Here is a 14,827-nt window from a genome sequence, read left to right as displayed (position 1 = left end):
GATCAATCCGGGGCTTTTCTTATGCGATTGGGTCGTCGACGTTATCAGGCGCGTTCTGCCAGAGCGGACTCGCCCTTCTTTTCGCGCACCAGATTGATGAAGCGGCGGAAAAGATAATGGCTGTCCTGCGGGCCGGGAGAAGCTTCCGGGTGATGCTGGACGGAGAAGACCGGCTTGCCGGCAACGCGCAGGCCGCAATTGCTGCCGTCGAAGAGCGAAATATGAGTCTCCTCAACGCCTTCCGGCAGCGACTTCGAGTCGACCGCGAAGCCATGGTTCATCGAGACGATCTCGACCTTGCCCGTCGTGTGGTCCTTCACCGGATGGTTGGCGCCGTGATGGCCCTGGTGCATCTTTGCCGTCTTGGCGCCGAGTGCGAGGCCCAGCATCTGGTGACCGAGGCAGATGCCAAAGAGCGGGATTTCCGCCTTCAGCAGATCCTTGATGACAGGTACGGCATATTCGCCGGTTGCAGCCGGATCGCCGGGGCCGTTGGAGAGGAAGATGCCGTCCGGCTTCAGGCCGAGGACTTCGTCCGTCGATGCTGTCGCCGGCAGGACGGTGACCTTGCAATCGAGGCCGGCAAACAGGCGCAGGATGTTACGCTTGACGCCATAATCGAGGCAGACGACGTGATACTTTGCGTTGTCGGCGCCGAGTTCGCCATAGCCTTCGTTCCAGACCCAGGGCGTCTGCGACCATTGCGAGGACTGGCCGGAGGAGGCGACCTTGGCAAGGTCGAGACCTTCGAGGCCACTCCAGGCCTTGGCATCCGCCTTCAACTGGTCGATATCGAAGACGCCGTTGACATCATGGGCGATCACGCCGTTCGGCATGCCGTTTTCGCGGATCCAGGCGGTCAGTGCGCGCGTGTCGATGCCGCAAAGACCGATGATGCCGCGCGCCTTCAGCCATTGGTCGAGATGTTTGGCGGCGCGGTAGTTCGAGGGATCGGTGATGTCGGCCTTGAAGATGACGCCGACGGCGCCATGGCGGGCGGCGGGCGTCAGGTCTTCGATATCTTCATCGTTGGTGCCGACATTGCCGATATGAGGGAAAGTGAAGGTGACGATCTGACCGAGATAGGAGGGATCGGTCAGGATCTCCTCATAACCTGTCAGCGCCGTGTTGAAGCAGACTTCGGCCTGGACCTTGCCGGTCGCGCCGATGCCCTTGCCCTCGATCACGGTGCCGTCGGCAAGAACGAGCAGGGCGGTCGGCTTTTCAGTGGTCCATGGGGCTGTCGCGGTCATAGTCATCCCGTTTCCGGCGTCGAGCGCGGCCTTGAACAGACCGTCGGCTTCCGCCATGTTTGTAGCAAGGTACAGCCGGCGACCCAGGTCGCGGCTTGAGATCTTCCTATCGATCTAATGTGCAGGTGATGGACATAGCTAAACAAGGCGAGCCGGTCAATGCGCGCTTTTGCTTTCCTATCAAGGAATTCGGGCTCTGGGCCACAATTGCATTGATCGACACTGTTGGTCTAAGAGACAGGCAAGATGATATAGGTGGCCGGGTCGATCGTTGCCGGCCTGCTTCAAGGAGTTAAAGACATGATCCGCGAGACCCTTTCCAATGCCCAGAAGGATGCCATGAGGGCAAAGGATACGGCGAGGCTTTCGACCGTTCGTCTGATCCTCGCTGCCATCAAGGACAAGGATATCGCCAATCGCGGTCTCGGCAAGGAACAGGCGAGCGAGGATGAAATCCTGCAGCTGCTCGCCAAGATGATCAAGCAGCGCGAAGAATCGGTGAAGATCTACATCGACGGCGGCCGCCCGGAGCTCGCCGACAAGGAACGTGAAGAAATCACCGTCATCCAGGGTTTCATGCCCGAGCAGCTTTCCGAAGAGAAGGTGCGCGAGATTTGCGTCGCGATCGTCGCGGAACTCGGCGCGCAGGGCCTGAAGGATATGGGCAGGTGCGTTGCTGCCCTGCGCGAGCGGTATGCCGGCCAGATGGATTTCGCAAAGGCCTCGGCTATCCTGAAGGAACTGCTGAAGTAAAACTCTGCTTCACCTTCGGCATACGGACCGGCCGTGTGCCGAAGGTATTTTGCCAGGCGGCGTCTATGATGGCGAGTTTCCCCGCCTGATAGTTCCGATATTCCTCGATGAACGCGGTGGAGAGCCAAAGCTGGCTCCGTCCCGGCGATCCGGTCCATCCGACGCTTTGCATTTTTATGGCCTTGTTCATGAGCCGCTTTGCGTTGGTTCTTGAGATGAGAAACCGGCTGCAGATATCCGTAAAGGCTACCGGCCCGATGATCGCTTTCCGAGTCGTCGGGTTGATCGTGCCGATGCGGGAGATCAGGTAATCCATGATGATGCCGCCTGAATTTGCCCAGGTGAACAGATCGAACGTTTCTCCCGGATGGCGCAGGTCGTCACTCTCGATGATGCCGACCGAGATCGGGGGCTGTAGCAGGCCGATGAGTTCCGGTTTTTTGCTAAATAGGGCGTTGCGCTTGCCGCCATCCAATCGATCCAGCACCGAAAGATGGATACCCATCCATTTGGCAAGCTGTTTTGCAGCCTCTTCCGTGGGCTGCATTGGCCGCGCGCGCCGATCGCTTGCAACAGGCAGGTAACGCAGAAAACCGAGAGCCAGCATCTCCTGAATGAAGCTGAGCGCGGTGTTGTGGCTGGCGATTTCGTGTTCGACGATATAGTTGGCGAAGCGATTGGCATGGATGCCGGGCGGTTCTCCGTCGATGCCGCCGCAATAAAGGGCGAAGCCGGCGAGCGCCATCAGCCAACGTTGCTGTGAAGCAAAGACAGAGCATACGCTCTGATTCTCATCATAAGTGGATATAATCTCTCGTGTATAACCGAGGATTTCCGTGAAAAATTTCGGGTCCTGAGCAAGTTCCTTCGCGGATAAAGACATGCAACCGTCTCCGATCAACTGAACAAATTTTCAAATTGTCTGACGAGATAATTACTAAGATCGCATATACGTAGATAATAAAAGATATCGATCGATATCGTTGCGTCAAGATACTCGCGGCGATGAACCAAAGATGTTCCGCAGCATATCTTGAATACTCGTACTGTCGCGAAATTGAGATGGCGCAAAATTAGAGAAGGCAGGAGCTGGGGGAGCTCCTGCCTTCTTGCGCTTTGCTGACGTTTGATGACGCAGGGTGGGGCCCAAAAATCAAACGTCTTTTGCAAAGGCACTCAGGTGGGGCGGCGCCGGGGGTAGGGATGGTGCCCCACCTGAGTATCTGCTGAACTTATCTGAAAATCCTGATCTGCTGGGGCAAAGCCAACGCCTGCGGCGGCAGTTCGGACATTTGAACCTTTACGCCTGCCGTAAGGGCAGGAACTTTCATATTCGCCGGCAACTGATATCCCGCACCGGCATAGAGCACATTCTTTTCGCTGGCGCCGCTATCCATCGTGGCCGAGCTATAGGTAGCCGTGGCGAAGATGGCTGCTGCTGCCAAGGGTACGATAAGAACGCGCATTTCCCTCTCCTAAACTGAAAGCCCGTACCTGGTGGCTTCCGGTTCGTCAGGGCGTCTCGGCATGTCGCGTCGCAAAGAAGTTTCTTCGCCGGCTTGTCTCGCCCTGTGAGAAGAACGCTATTGCGGCGCACACCAACAATCAAATTACAAAAAAATAATGTTTGGCTTACGAACCTTGCCGCAGATGCGCCTTCAGAGAGTGTCCCCAGGGTGTGATCGCTTTGCAGCCGTTGATTGTCTATGGTGCCGAGCTTGCTCGCGTTTATCGACTGCAGGCTGTGCAAGCCTTTGCTTTTTTGCGGATTTTTGCGTACGAAATAGTTACTTCCGTGCGCGCGATTACGCCAGTTCCGGTCATGGTGAAGGGATTTTGGGGCGCTTCGGGCCTGTTAAACGCAGCCTGGGATTTCGACGCGAATGCGGATGAATGCGCTGTTGTGTTCACGGAGTTGTGATCGTAGGGCGAAAATGCAATCGCCGACAAAGGGCTGTGAATAGCGTGGGAGGCGGCCGGGTCGTCGTGGCAATGCCCTCCATTCCTGTTTATATGGGATGAGCCAGAGGTAGCCATGCGATTTTCCAATACGTTTCTCGACGAGATTCGCGACCGCGTTTTGATTTCGGACGTGATCGGTCGTCGTGTGACCTGGGATCGGCGCAAGACGAATGTGCCGCGTGGCGATTACTGGGCCTGCTGCCCATTCCACGGCGAGAAATCGCCGAGCTTCCACTGCGAGGATCGCAAGGGGCGCTATCATTGCTTCGGTTGTGGCGTGACGGGCGATCATTTCCGCTTTCTTACCGAATTGGAGGGCTTGAGCTTTCCGGAAGCGGTGCAGCAGATCGCCGATATGGCCGGCGTTCCGATGCCGGTTGCCGACCCGATGGAGGCGAAAAGGGAGAAGGAACGCACGTCGCTGCTCGATGTCATGGAGATGGCGACTCAGTTCTTTCAGGATCAGCTGCAGACCGCCAATGGCGCGAAAGCACGTGCCTATCTGCGTGACCGCGGGCTCAGCGGCCGCACGATCGAAACCTTCCGCTTGGGATATTCGCCCGATAGCCGCAACGCTTTGAAAGAACATCTCGCCAGCAAGGGCGTGCTGAAGGAGCAGATTGAAGCCTGCGGGCTCGTCGTCCATGAGAACGTGCCGGTCTCCTATGACCGCTTCCGCGACCGCATCATGTTTCCGATCCTGTCGTCGCGCGAGAAGGTGATTGCCTTCGGCGGCCGCGCCATGTCGCCGGATGCGCCGGCGAAATATCTGAATTCCAACGAGACGGAGCTCTTTCACAAAGGCAACGTGCTCTACAATTTCACCCGTGCGCGCCGCGCTGCCCAAGGTGCCGATGGCGCCGGCACCATTATCGCGGTCGAAGGCTATATGGATGTCATCGCGCTGCATCAGGCCGGCGTCGAGAATGCGGTCGCGCCGCTCGGCACGGCCCTGACAGAGAGCCAGCTCGATCTCCTCTGGAAGATGACGCCGGAGCCGGTGCTCTGCTTCGATGGCGACGGTGCCGGTATCCGTGCAGCCAATCGCGCCGCCGATCTGGCGCTGCCGCATATCAAGCCGAACCGCACCGTGCGCTTTGCGCTATTGCCCGACGGCAAGGATCCTGACGATCTTGTCCGGCAGGACGGACGCGCGCCGTTCGACAAGGTACTGGCGCAGGCAAAGCCGCTGGCTGATCTGATATGGACAAGAGAGGCGGGCGGCGGCGCCTTCGAGACGCCGGAAGCGCGGGCGGAGCTGGAAGCGCGGTTGCGACGTATTGTTTCGGTCATCGGCGATGAAGATGTGCGCCGCCATTATCAGCAGAATATGCGTGAGCGGTTGAACGGGCTGTTCCAGCCGCAGTTCCAGCGGAACGGTGGCCAGCAGGCGCGCGGTTTTTCCCGCGACGGCAACGGCCGTAACTTCGCAGGACGCGGTGGACAGGCGCGTGCTGGGGCCGCGATGGCAACGACGGCATCCGATCGCTTGCAGCGCTCGGCCATGATCAAGGGGCATCAGGATATTCCAAGCCTTCGCGAAAGTGTGCTCGCCTTGACCATCGTCAACCATCCGGCGCTACTGCAGGACGAATATGACGAGATCGCCGCCATCGACTATGACAGCCGTGAACTGCAGCGGCTCTGGTCCGCGGTTCTCGGGGCGGCCGCAACTCTGGTCGGGCCTCAGCTCGTCCGCGAGCGACTGCTCGAGCAATTGGAAGAACAGGATTTCGGCGTCCTGCTGAAGGGCCTGGAGCAGCAGATTCGCAATGCCCGTCTGTGGACGGCAACCGAGGAAGCCGCCATGGAGGACGCGCGCGAGGGCTATCGCCAGGCGCTTGCTCTCCACAAGCGTTCGAAAGCATTGCGCTGGCATAAGATCGAGCTGGAAGGTGCTATTGCCGAGGCAACCGAAGAAGGCGACGGTGAAGCGATTGAGCCGCTGATTCGCGCCTTGCAGGAAGTGCAGCTCGAGGCGCTACGACTGGAAAATCAGGAGGCGATCATCGATGGCTTCGGCGTGCTTTCCGGTCGCGTCAAAGGTGCCGCTGGAAAATAGGGAATAGATGCCTCAGTTTGAGAGACAAGAGCCGCGATTTTCCGTAGGCGACGCGTTGTTCGATGAACGCATGGGTGCGTTGGCGCCGCTCGACATCCTGAAGCGCGTCTATGGCTACTCGGCCTTTCGCGGCAAGCAGCAGCAAGTGGTCGAGCATGTTGTCTCCGGCGGCGATGCGGTCGTGCTGTTTCCGACCGGTGCCGGCAAGTCATTGTGCTTCCAGATCCCGGCGCTTTGCCGCGATGGTGTCGGGATCGTCGTGTCTCCGCTCATCGCGTTGATGCGGGATCAGGTGGAGGCGATGAAGCAGCTCGGCATCCGGGCGGCCGCCTTGAACTCATCCCTGTCGCGCGAAGAGGCCAGCGAGATTTATCGCGCCATTTCCGCCGGCAAGCTCGATCTGCTTTATGTGACGCCGGAACGCATTGCGACGGAAGGCTTCTGCCAGATGATCGGCAGAGCGAAGATCGCGCTTTTCGCGATCGATGAGGCGCATTGCGTCTCGCAATGGGGCCATGATTTCAGGCCGGAGTATCGCGATCTCGGCAGGCTTGCCGAACTCTTTCCCGGCGTTCCGCGCATCGCGCTGACCGCAACGGCCGATCCGCATACCCGCGACGACATCATCGAGCGGCTGGCTCTCGACAATGCCGAGGTGTTCACGACAAGCTTCGATCGTCCGAACATCACCTATGAAATCGTCGAGCGCGACCAGCCGCGCCAGCAATTGCTGCGCTTTCTCGACGGCCATCGCGGCGACAGCGGCATCGTTTATTGCCTCTCGCGTGCCAAGGTCGAGGACACGGCGGAGTGGCTGAACGGGCAGGGTGTTCGCGCGCTACCCTATCATGCCGGCATGGATCGGTCGCTTCGCGACACCAATCAGGACGCCTTCCTGAAGGAAGAAGATCTGTGCCTCGTGGCAACGGTCGCCTTCGGCATGGGCATCGACAAGCCGAACGTGCGCTATGTTGCCCATCTCGATCTGCCGGGTTCTGTCGAAGCCTATTATCAGGAGACGGGTCGTGCCGGGCGCGACGGTCTCTCCTCCAATGTCTGGATGGCCTATGGCATGGCCGATGTCATCCAGCGGCGTCGAATGATCGACGAGGGTGGTGCATCCGAGGAAATCAAGCGGGTGGAACGGGCAAAGCTCAATGCGCTGCTTGCGATCTGCGAAACCGCAGGATGCCGGCGACAGTCGATCCTCGCGCATTTCGGCGAGGCGCATGGCGGCGGTTGCGGCAATTGCGATACGTGCCTGAAGCCTGTCGAGACCTGGGACGGCACGGAAGCGGCCATCAAGGCGCTCGCCGCGGTCTATCGTACCGGCGAGCGTTTCGGCACCGGCCACGTCATCGATGTGCTGATCGGTACGATCAACGAGAAGACCGAACGCTTCGGCCATGTCGATATGCCTGTCTTCGGCGCAGGAAAGGATATTCCTTCCCGCACCTGGCAATCGATCTTCCGGCAATTATTGGCAAACGGTTTCATCAGCATCGATCACACGGCCTTTGGCGCCATGAAGCTGGAAGAGCAGGCGAGGGCGGTGTTCAAGCGCGAGCGGCAGGTCTTCTTTCGCAAGGACCGGCCCGAGCCCGGCCGTCGCGGCAAGAAGGCGGGGCGACCGGAGAAGCAGGCGCACGGTCTGGCCGGCGAGGACCAGCTCCTCTTCGATGCGCTGCGTGCCGAGCGCACTCGGATTGCCAAGGAATTGGGCGTGCCGCCCTATGTCGTCTTCCCGGATACGACTCTGATCGCCTTTGCGACGGAGCGGCCGGGCAGCCGCAAGGCTCTGCTTGAGATTTCCGGTGTCGGGCAGTCGAAGCTTGAACGCTACGGCGATGCATTCCTCGCTGTAATTTCGGAATTCAGCAGCCGATGACATGCTGAAGCCCGACGGTCGATGCGCTACATCCGCACCGTCATGCCGCCATCGACGGTCAGGACGTGGCCGTTGACGAAGGAGGCGGCGTCGCTGGCAAGGAATAGCGCAGCCCCCGCAATTTCGTCCGGACGCCCCCAGCGCTGAACCGGGATACGTTGGCGCACGAAGGGGATCAGTTCTTCGTTCGCGGCCATTGCGGCATTGGTTTCCGTTGCGAACCAGCCTGGAGCGATGGCGTTGCTGGTGATGCCGTAAGGACCGAATTCCACCGCCATGCCGCGCATGAGGCCCGCCAACCCCTGCTTGGCAGCGGGATAGACACAATCACCCGGCATGACGACCTGTCCGCTGATCGAGGTGACCGAGATCAGCCGCCCATGACTGTTTCGCTTCATCAGGCGGGCGGCGTCGCGGGAGAGCATGATCGAGGCGGCGAGATCGGTGTTCAGCAAGGTGAGGATCGCCTCGTCGTCGAAATCGGCCAGAGCGCGCCTGTCGCGGGCGCCGACATTGTTGATCAATATGTCGAGCCGGCCGTGGCTCTTCTCGATGTCATTCATTGCCTCACGCTGTGCGTCGCGGTCGGAAATGTCGAAGGCGGCAGCTTCTGCCGAGCCATCTCTTGCTCGGATGATCTCGACGGCCGTATCCAACGTAGCCGCGGTCCGCCCGTTGATGATGACGTGCGCGCCGGCATCGGCGAGCGCCTTTGCCATCTCAAATCCGAGTCCGCGTCCGCCTCCGGTAACAAGGGCAATTCGCCCTGCGAGGGAGAATCTGTGAAATATGTTCATAGCGCTCTCTTATCTTGAGACCGATGGCAATCTGGCGCAAAATATTGGACTCAGTCAAGTAATTTTTGCGATGGAAGCTGATGAAGTTTGACCAGGAAGTTGCGCGCAAGCGGGTCGGTTTGACAGATAATATCGAAACTGCGCCCTATCGCGCCGACGTCACCGTGTTGCGCATTTTTGCCGCTGCTGGGTGCAGCAAGCGGCCGGATCCTATGTTATTTCTTGATTAATTAGGCACTTTGACCAGCATCGGAATGCGACCATGACTTCAGCGTTCATATCCCATTTGCGCAATGAACTTCTCGGCCTGAAAGAAGCCGGCCTCTACAAGGCCGAGCGTGTCATCACCTCCAAGCAGGCCGGCGAGATCGCCGTGCTTGGCGGCGCGCGCGTTCTCAATTTCTGTGCCAACAACTATCTCGGCCTTGCCGATAACGAGGAGCTCGCCGAGGCCGCGAAGAGGGCACTCGATCGCTATGGCTATGGTATGGCCTCGGTTCGTTTCATCTGCGGCACGCAGGAGGAGCATAAGCAGCTCGAGGCGCGGATTTCAGCCTTCCTCGGCATGGAAGCGACGATCCTCTACTCCTCGTGCTTCGATGCCAACGGCGGGTTGTTCGAGACGCTGCTGTCGGAAGAGGATGCCATCATTTCGGATGCCCTTAATCATGCCTCGATCATTGATGGTGTGCGGCTCTCCAAGGCAAAGCGCTTCCGCTATGCCAACAACGACATGGCGGCCTTGGAAGAGGAACTGAAGAAGGCCGAGGGCAGCCGCTTCAAGCTGATCGCCACGGACGGTGTCTTCTCGATGGACGGCATCATCGCCAATCTCGGCGGTGTCTGCGATCTGGCGGAAAAATATGGCGCAATGGTCATGGTCGATGACAGCCATGCGGTCGGCTTCATCGGCGAGCATGGCCGGGGATCGGCGGAATATTGCGGCGTCGAAGGCCGGGTGGATATCATCACCGGCACGCTCGGCAAGGCGCTCGGAGGCGCATCCGGTGGTTATACGTCGGCCAGGGGCGAGATCGTCGAATGGCTGCGGCAGCGCTCGCGTCCTTACCTCTTCTCCAATACTCTGGCGCCGGTCATCGCGGCTGCATCGCTGAAGGTCTTCGATCTGATCGAGAACGGCAGCGAGTTGCGTGCGCGGCTCCGAGGCAATGCGGAACTCTTCCGCAGCGAGATGACGAAGCTCGGCTTCACGCTGGCCGGCGCCGATCACCCGATCATCCCCGTCATGCTCGGCGACGCGAAGCTCGCGCAGGACATGGCGGCGCTGATGCTGCAGAAGGGCGTCTACGTCATCGGCTTCTCCTTCCCTGTCGTGCCGAAAGGCCAGGCGCGCATCCGTACGCAGATGTCGGCCGCCCATTCCAAGGCTGATGTCGAAAAGGCGATCGCAGCCTTTGCGGAGGCCGGAAAAGAACTTGGAATCATTTGAATTGGTTGGAGAGAACCGATCATGTCGAACATGATGAAAGCGCTGGTCAAAGCCAAGCCCGAAGTCGGGCTGTGGATGGAGCATGTCCCGGTGCCGGAGGTCGGGCCGAACGATGTTCTGATCCGGGTCAAGAAGTCGGCGATTTGCGGGACCGATGTCCATATTTGGAACTGGGATCAATGGGCGCAGAAGACCATTCCCGTGCCGATGGTCGTCGGCCACGAGTTCTGCGGCGAGATTGCCGAGATTGGTTCTGCCGTGACGAAGTATCATGTCGGCGAGCGGGTCTCGGGCGAAGGCCATATCGTCTGCGGCAAATGTCGGAATTGCCGGGCGGGCAGGGGTCATCTCTGCCGCAACACGCTCGGCGTCGGTGTCAACCGCCCAGGCTCCTTCGGCGAATTCGTCTGCATTCCTGAATCCAACGTCGTGCCGATCCCGGACGACATTCCGGATGAGATCGCGGCGATCTTCGACCCCTTCGGCAATGCGGTCCATACCGCGCTTTCCTTCGATCTGGTCGGCGAGGATGTGCTTGTGACCGGCGCAGGGCCGATCGGCATCATGGGGGCGATGGTTGCCAAGCGCTCCGGCGCCCGCAAGGTCGTCATCACCGATATCAATCCAACCCGGTTGGCGCTTGCCCGCAAGGTCGGCATCGATCATGTCGTCGATGCTTCTAAGGAGAACCTTGCCGATGTGATGAAATCCGTCGGCATGACCGAAGGTTTCGACGTCGGCCTGGAAATGTCGGGTGCCGCGCCTGCCTTCCGCGACATGATCGATAAGATGAACAATGGCGGCAAGATCGCCATTCTCGGTATTGCGCCGGCCGGCTTCGAGATCGACTGGAACAAGGTCATCTTCAAGATGCTGAACCTGAAAGGCATCTATGGCCGCGAGATGTTCGAGACCTGGTACAAGATGATCGCCTTCGTTCAGGGCGGCCTCGATGTATCGCCTGTCATTACCCACCGCATCGGCATCGATGATTTCCGTGATGGTTTCGAAGCCATGCGTTCCGGCAACTCCGGCAAGGTGGTGATGGACTGGAATTGATGCCATTCGGACACACTTCCGGCCTTGGCAATACCTGCCGATGCTGGAAATGTGCGGCTTTGTTTAGAATCCTCTTGTCATCGCGCGGGGACTTCCTAAATACGGGAAACAATTAATTGCGGCGTGCGAAGCCTGTGGATAAGGCTTTTTCGCGTATTTAACGGGCTTTTTTGCTGGAAAAGCTTGACGAGAACTAAAATTCTGGGAATCACCGTTTGTCTTCGGAAAGAACGGTAAACTGGATCGAGCGGATCACCTAATATCATGGCCGGAAATCCAAACGCAATCCAGCTTTGCACTCCGGTGGCGGTGATCGTGGTTAATCGGGCATTAAAGGTCATTCCGTTAGGTGTTCGTCGGTGAGTCGCGGCTGGTGCAGGGCGCGCCAGTCAGTGTGAATGTTTCACCGCGTGTAAGTTTGCAGCGTCAGGGAAAGCGACGATATAGAGATGGCAACAAAGGTCAAAGAGAACGAAGAAGCTGAAGTCGAACGCGACGGCACCTCCGACGGCCCGCTTCTCGATCTTTCCGATGACGCGGTCAAGAAGATGATCAAGGCCGCGAAGAAGCGCGGCTACGTGACGATGGACGAGCTCAATGCCGTTCTTCCGTCCGAAGAAGTGACGTCCGAACAGATCGAAGACACGATGGCCATGCTTTCGGACATGGGCATCAACGTCATCGAAGACGAAGACGTCGAAGAGGCAGGTGCTGCCTCGAACGACGACGACGATGCCGGCGGCGACGATGAAAGTGAAGGCGGCGAGCTGGCCCCCTCCACCGGTTCCGCGCTTGCGACGGCCAAGAAGAAAGAGCCGACCGATCGTACGGACGACCCGGTGCGCATGTATCTGCGCGAAATGGGTTCCGTCGAGCTTCTGTCGCGCGAAGGCGAAATCGCGATTGCCAAGCGTATCGAGGCTGGCCGCGAAACCATGATCGGCGGCCTCTGTGAGAGCCCGTTGACGTTCCAGGCGCTGATTATCTGGCGCGATGAACTCAACGAAGGCACGACGCTGCTGCGCGAGATCATCGACCTCGAAACCACCTATTCCGGTCCTGAGGCCAAGGCTGCACCGCAGTTCCAGAGCCCCGAGAAGATCGAGGCTGACCGCAAGGCTGCCGAAGAGAAGGAAAAGGCACGCCGCGGCCGCGCTCCTTCCGGTGACGACGACATCACCAATGTCGGTGGCGAAGGCCTGCCGATCGAGGAAGAGGAAGAGGACGAAGACGAATCCAACCTCTCTCTCGCCGCGATGGAAGCCGAGCTTCGCCCGCAGGTGATGACGACGCTCGACATTATCGCCGAAACCTACAAGAAGCTGCGCAAGCTGCAGGACCAGCAGGTCGAGCAGCGCCTGTCGGCTTCGGGCACGCTGTCCTCCGCGCAGGAGCGCCGCTACAAGGAACTCAAGGATGAGCTGGTCAAGTCGGTCAAGTCTCTGTCGCTGAACCAGAACCGCATCGACGCGCTCGTCGAGCAGCTCTACGACATCAACAAGCGCCTCGTGCAGAACGAAGGCCGCCTGCTGCGTCTTGCCGAATCCTATGGCGTCAAGCGCGACAGCTTCCTGGAACAGTACCAGGGCGCCGAACTCGACCCGAACTGGATGAAGTCGATCGGCAATCTGGCTGCTCGCGGCTGGAAGGAATTCGCCAAGAGCGAAAACACGACGATCCGCGACATCCGCCAGGAAATCCAGAACCTTGCGACCGAAACCGGTATTTCGATCTCGGAATTCCGCCGCATCGTTCACATGGTGCAGAAGGGCGAACGCGAAGCACGTATCGCCAAGAAGGAAATGGTCGAAGCCAACCTGCGCCTCGTCATTTCCATCGCCAAGAAGTACACGAACCGCGGTCTGCAGTTCCTCGACCTCATTCAGGAAGGCAATATCGGCCTGATGAAGGCGGTCGATAAGTTCGAATATCGCCGCGGCTACAAGTTCTCGACCTACGCCACCTGGTGGATTCGTCAGGCGATCACCCGCTCGATCGCCGACCAGGCACGCACGATCCGTATTCCGGTGCACATGATCGAAACGATCAACAAGATCGTTCGCACGTCGCGCCAGATGCTGCACGAAATCGGCCGCGAACCGACGCCGGAAGAACTGGCCGAAAAGCTCGCCATGCCGCTCGAGAAGGTGCGCAAGGTGCTGAAGATCGCCAAGGAGCCGATCTCGCTCGAAACCCCTGTCGGTGACGAAGAAGATTCGCATCTCGGCGATTTCATCGAGGACAAGAACGCGCTTCTGCCGATCGACGCCGCCATCCAGGCGAACCTGCGCGAAACGACGACCCGCGTTCTGGCATCGCTGACGCCGCGCGAAGAGCGTGTTCTGCGCATGCGCTTCGGCATCGGCATGAACACCGACCACACGCTTGAAGAGGTGGGCCAGCAGTTCTCGGTGACGCGCGAACGTATCCGTCAGATCGAAGCCAAGGCGCTTCGCAAGCTCAAGCATCCGAGCCGCTCGCGCAAGCTCAGAAGCTTCCTCGACAGTTGAGGTCTGGCGCAAACCAGTATCGGTAGTTTACGAAACAAGGCCCGGCTCGCGAAAGCGAGCCGGGCTTTTCATTGACGATATGGGCATCAGGGGGTGAACATGACAAGCAAGCCGCAATTCATGGAAACATCGATCCCTGTCCGGCTCCGCGATGCGTTGGCTGGATACGAATGGCGGCAGGATGCACTCGGTCGTTCCTCGGCCCATGTCTTCCGGCTTGAAGCCGATGGACGCGCGCCGGTCTATCTCAAGACCGAGCCGCTCGATCCCCTGGGCGAGCTGGTCGGCGAGGTTGAGAGATTGCGATGGCTGGCCTCGCAGGGTCTTGCCTGCCCGGATGTCATTGCCCATGAGAGGGACGGCGAACGTGAATGGGTTTTGATGAGCGCTCTTCCCGGCAGCGATCTCGTCAGCGCGGAGTGGTTACAGCCGCTCGATCGGGTACGGCTTTTGGCGGGTGCTTTGCGGCGATTGCACGCCGTCGATATCGCTGCATGTCCCTTCGATCATCGGCTGGAGAATAGAATTGGTGCTGCAAGGGCGCGCTTGCTTGCCGGCCGCGTCGACGAGGACGACTTCGATGAGACCCGGTTGGGAAGGTCGGCAGAGGATCTTTTCCGTGAGCTTGAGGCCAAGAGACCGTCAACGGAGGATTTCGTCGTCACCCATGGCGATGCATGCCTTCCGAATTTCGTAGTCGATGGCGATAGATTCAGCGGCTATATCGATTGCGGCCGTCTCGGCATTGCCGATCGTCATCAGGATATTGCGCTTGCCTGCGGCAGCATCGCATACAATTTCGGGGAGGAATTGGTTGCCGAGTTTTTGAAGGCTTATGGCGATTTTGAACCGAAGGCTGAAAAGATGGCATACTATCAGCTGCTGGATGAGTTCTTCTAGCGATGGAAGCGGTCGTCCTTGCGCCGCGATCACGCAGGTTTGTTTTTGCGCCATTGCGGATCGCGCGCAGGCCTGACAAGTTCGATTTCGACAGATGCCTCTTTCGCGGTGCGTGGTCGTGTACCATATGTCAGCGACCGAGAAGTCCTCTGATCTTTTAGCCGGCAAGGATCGAATGAATCGATGCGTTGTT

General features: G+C 59.0%; 14 protein-coding genes. 9 read left to right on the top strand and 5 right to left on the bottom strand.

What is annotated here, in order from left to right; all coding sequences use genetic code 11:
* Window positions 1-44: 44 nt before the first annotated feature.
* Window positions 45-1,253: a glutamine-hydrolyzing carbamoyl-phosphate synthase small subunit gene (gene carA, locus GA0061100_RS02600; RefSeq protein WP_075851858.1), complete on the bottom strand. Its 1,209-nt coding sequence runs from the start codon at window positions 1,251-1,253 to the stop codon at window positions 45-47.
* Between the two features lie 300 nt (window positions 1,254-1,553).
* Between carA and GA0061100_RS02595 the strand changes: the two genes are divergently transcribed.
* On the top strand, window positions 1,554-2,006 hold the full coding sequence (locus tag GA0061100_RS02595; RefSeq protein WP_075851040.1) for a GatB/YqeY domain-containing protein: 453 nt from the start codon (window positions 1,554-1,556) through the stop codon (window positions 2,004-2,006).
* On the opposite strand, the gene GA0061100_RS02590 is transcribed toward GA0061100_RS02595, so the two are convergent.
* The gene (locus tag GA0061100_RS02590) at window positions 1,981-2,889 is read right to left on the bottom strand and encodes a hypothetical protein (protein WP_075851039.1); all 909 of its coding nucleotides are present in this window, start codon (window positions 2,887-2,889) and stop codon (window positions 1,981-1,983) included. The two genes, GA0061100_RS02595 and GA0061100_RS02590, sit on opposite strands and share 26 nt — an antisense overlap.
* Before the next feature lie 349 nt (window positions 2,890-3,238).
* Entirely contained in the window at window positions 3,239-3,472 is a 234-nt protein-coding gene (locus GA0061100_RS02585) for a hypothetical protein (RefSeq protein WP_075851038.1), read from the bottom strand.
* Between the two features lie 212 nt (window positions 3,473-3,684).
* On the opposite strand from GA0061100_RS02585, the gene GA0061100_RS02580 reads away from it, so the two are divergent.
* The 3 genes from GA0061100_RS02580 to recQ all read left to right on the top strand — a co-directional run bounded on the left by GA0061100_RS02580 (window position 3,685) and on the right by recQ (window position 7,918).
* Window positions 3,685-3,927 (top strand): hypothetical protein, encoded by a 243-nt coding sequence (locus GA0061100_RS02580; protein WP_075851037.1) that lies wholly within the window; start codon window positions 3,685-3,687, stop codon window positions 3,925-3,927.
* Window positions 3,928-4,041: 114 nt separating this feature from the next.
* Window positions 4,042-6,030 (top strand): DNA primase, encoded by a 1,989-nt coding sequence (gene dnaG, locus GA0061100_RS02575; RefSeq protein WP_075851036.1) that lies wholly within the window; start codon window positions 4,042-4,044, stop codon window positions 6,028-6,030.
* Window positions 6,031-6,037: 7 nt separating this feature from the next.
* Entirely contained in the window at window positions 6,038-7,918 is a 1,881-nt protein-coding gene (gene recQ, locus GA0061100_RS02570) for a DNA helicase RecQ (protein ID WP_075851035.1), read from the top strand.
* Between the two features lie 26 nt (window positions 7,919-7,944).
* On the opposite strand, the gene GA0061100_RS02565 is transcribed toward recQ, so the two are convergent.
* Window positions 7,945-8,715, bottom strand: a complete 771-nt coding sequence (locus GA0061100_RS02565) for an SDR family oxidoreductase (RefSeq protein ID WP_075851034.1) — start codon at window positions 8,713-8,715, stop codon at window positions 7,945-7,947.
* Between the two features lie 80 nt (window positions 8,716-8,795).
* On the opposite strand from GA0061100_RS02565, the gene GA0061100_RS34600 reads away from it, so the two are divergent.
* From GA0061100_RS34600 to tdh, 3 genes are read left to right on the top strand one after another with little or no spacing between them, the layout of a single operon-like run.
* Complete coding sequence (locus GA0061100_RS34600) at window positions 8,796-8,945, top strand: hypothetical protein (protein ID WP_159444762.1); 150 nt, start codon at window positions 8,796-8,798, stop codon at window positions 8,943-8,945.
* Between the two features lie 32 nt (window positions 8,946-8,977).
* Window positions 8,978-10,165 (top strand): glycine C-acetyltransferase, encoded by a 1,188-nt coding sequence (locus GA0061100_RS02560; protein ID WP_075851033.1) that lies wholly within the window; start codon window positions 8,978-8,980, stop codon window positions 10,163-10,165.
* A 21-nt stretch (window positions 10,166-10,186) separates the two neighbouring features.
* Window positions 10,187-11,224: an L-threonine 3-dehydrogenase gene (gene tdh, locus GA0061100_RS02555; protein ID WP_075851032.1), complete on the top strand. Its 1,038-nt coding sequence runs from the start codon at window positions 10,187-10,189 to the stop codon at window positions 11,222-11,224.
* A 95-nt stretch (window positions 11,225-11,319) separates the two neighbouring features.
* Here the strand turns inward: tdh and GA0061100_RS34250 are convergent, their stop codons facing one another.
* Window positions 11,320-11,565, bottom strand: coding sequence for a hypothetical protein (locus tag GA0061100_RS34250; RefSeq protein ID WP_143525372.1), 246 nt, complete (start codon window positions 11,563-11,565; stop codon window positions 11,320-11,322).
* Window positions 11,566-11,673: 108 nt separating this feature from the next.
* Between GA0061100_RS34250 and rpoD the strand changes: the two genes are divergently transcribed.
* A complete protein-coding gene (gene rpoD / locus GA0061100_RS02550; protein ID WP_075851031.1) occupies window positions 11,674-13,734 on the top strand; it encodes an RNA polymerase sigma factor RpoD in 2,061 nt (686 codons plus the stop codon).
* Between the two features lie 99 nt (window positions 13,735-13,833).
* Complete coding sequence (locus GA0061100_RS02545) at window positions 13,834-14,634, top strand: APH(3')-II family aminoglycoside O-phosphotransferase (RefSeq protein WP_075851030.1); 801 nt, start codon at window positions 13,834-13,836, stop codon at window positions 14,632-14,634.
* Window positions 14,635-14,827 lie beyond the last annotated feature (193 nt).

This window comes from Martinezella hainanensis, assembly GCF_900094555.1.
Taxonomy (GTDB): Bacteria; Pseudomonadota; Alphaproteobacteria; order Rhizobiales; family Rhizobiaceae; genus Rhizobium; species Rhizobium hainanense.
This window is presented reverse-complemented; position numbering and strand designations above follow the sequence as displayed.

Excerpts from the sequence above, each read along its gene's own strand:
- GA0061100_RS34250 (WP_143525372.1), bottom strand. The coding sequence starts at position 11,565 with ATGACCTTTAATGCCCGATTAACCACGATCACCGCCACCGGAGTGCAA.
- carA (WP_075851858.1), bottom strand. The coding sequence starts at position 1,253 with ATGACCGCGACAGCCCCATGGACCACTGAAAAGCCGACCGCCCTGCTC.
- GA0061100_RS02585 (WP_075851038.1), bottom strand. The coding sequence starts at position 3,472 with ATGCGCGTTCTTATCGTACCCTTGGCAGCAGCAGCCATCTTCGCCACG.
- GA0061100_RS02565 (WP_075851034.1), bottom strand. The coding sequence starts at position 8,715 with ATGAACATATTTCACAGATTCTCCCTCGCAGGGCGAATTGCCCTTGTT.
- GA0061100_RS02560 (WP_075851033.1), top strand. The coding sequence starts at position 8,978 with ATGACTTCAGCGTTCATATCCCATTTGCGCAATGAACTTCTCGGCCTG.
- recQ (WP_075851035.1), top strand. The coding sequence starts at position 6,038 with ATGCCTCAGTTTGAGAGACAAGAGCCGCGATTTTCCGTAGGCGACGCG.
- rpoD (WP_075851031.1), top strand. The coding sequence starts at position 11,674 with ATGGCAACAAAGGTCAAAGAGAACGAAGAAGCTGAAGTCGAACGCGAC.
- GA0061100_RS34600 (WP_159444762.1), top strand. The coding sequence starts at position 8,796 with ATGAAGTTTGACCAGGAAGTTGCGCGCAAGCGGGTCGGTTTGACAGAT.
- dnaG (WP_075851036.1), top strand. The coding sequence starts at position 4,042 with ATGCGATTTTCCAATACGTTTCTCGACGAGATTCGCGACCGCGTTTTG.
- GA0061100_RS02595 (WP_075851040.1), top strand. The coding sequence starts at position 1,554 with ATGATCCGCGAGACCCTTTCCAATGCCCAGAAGGATGCCATGAGGGCA.
- GA0061100_RS02545 (WP_075851030.1), top strand. The coding sequence starts at position 13,834 with ATGACAAGCAAGCCGCAATTCATGGAAACATCGATCCCTGTCCGGCTC.
- GA0061100_RS02590 (WP_075851039.1), bottom strand. The coding sequence starts at position 2,889 with ATGTCTTTATCCGCGAAGGAACTTGCTCAGGACCCGAAATTTTTCACG.
- tdh (WP_075851032.1), top strand. The coding sequence starts at position 10,187 with ATGTCGAACATGATGAAAGCGCTGGTCAAAGCCAAGCCCGAAGTCGGG.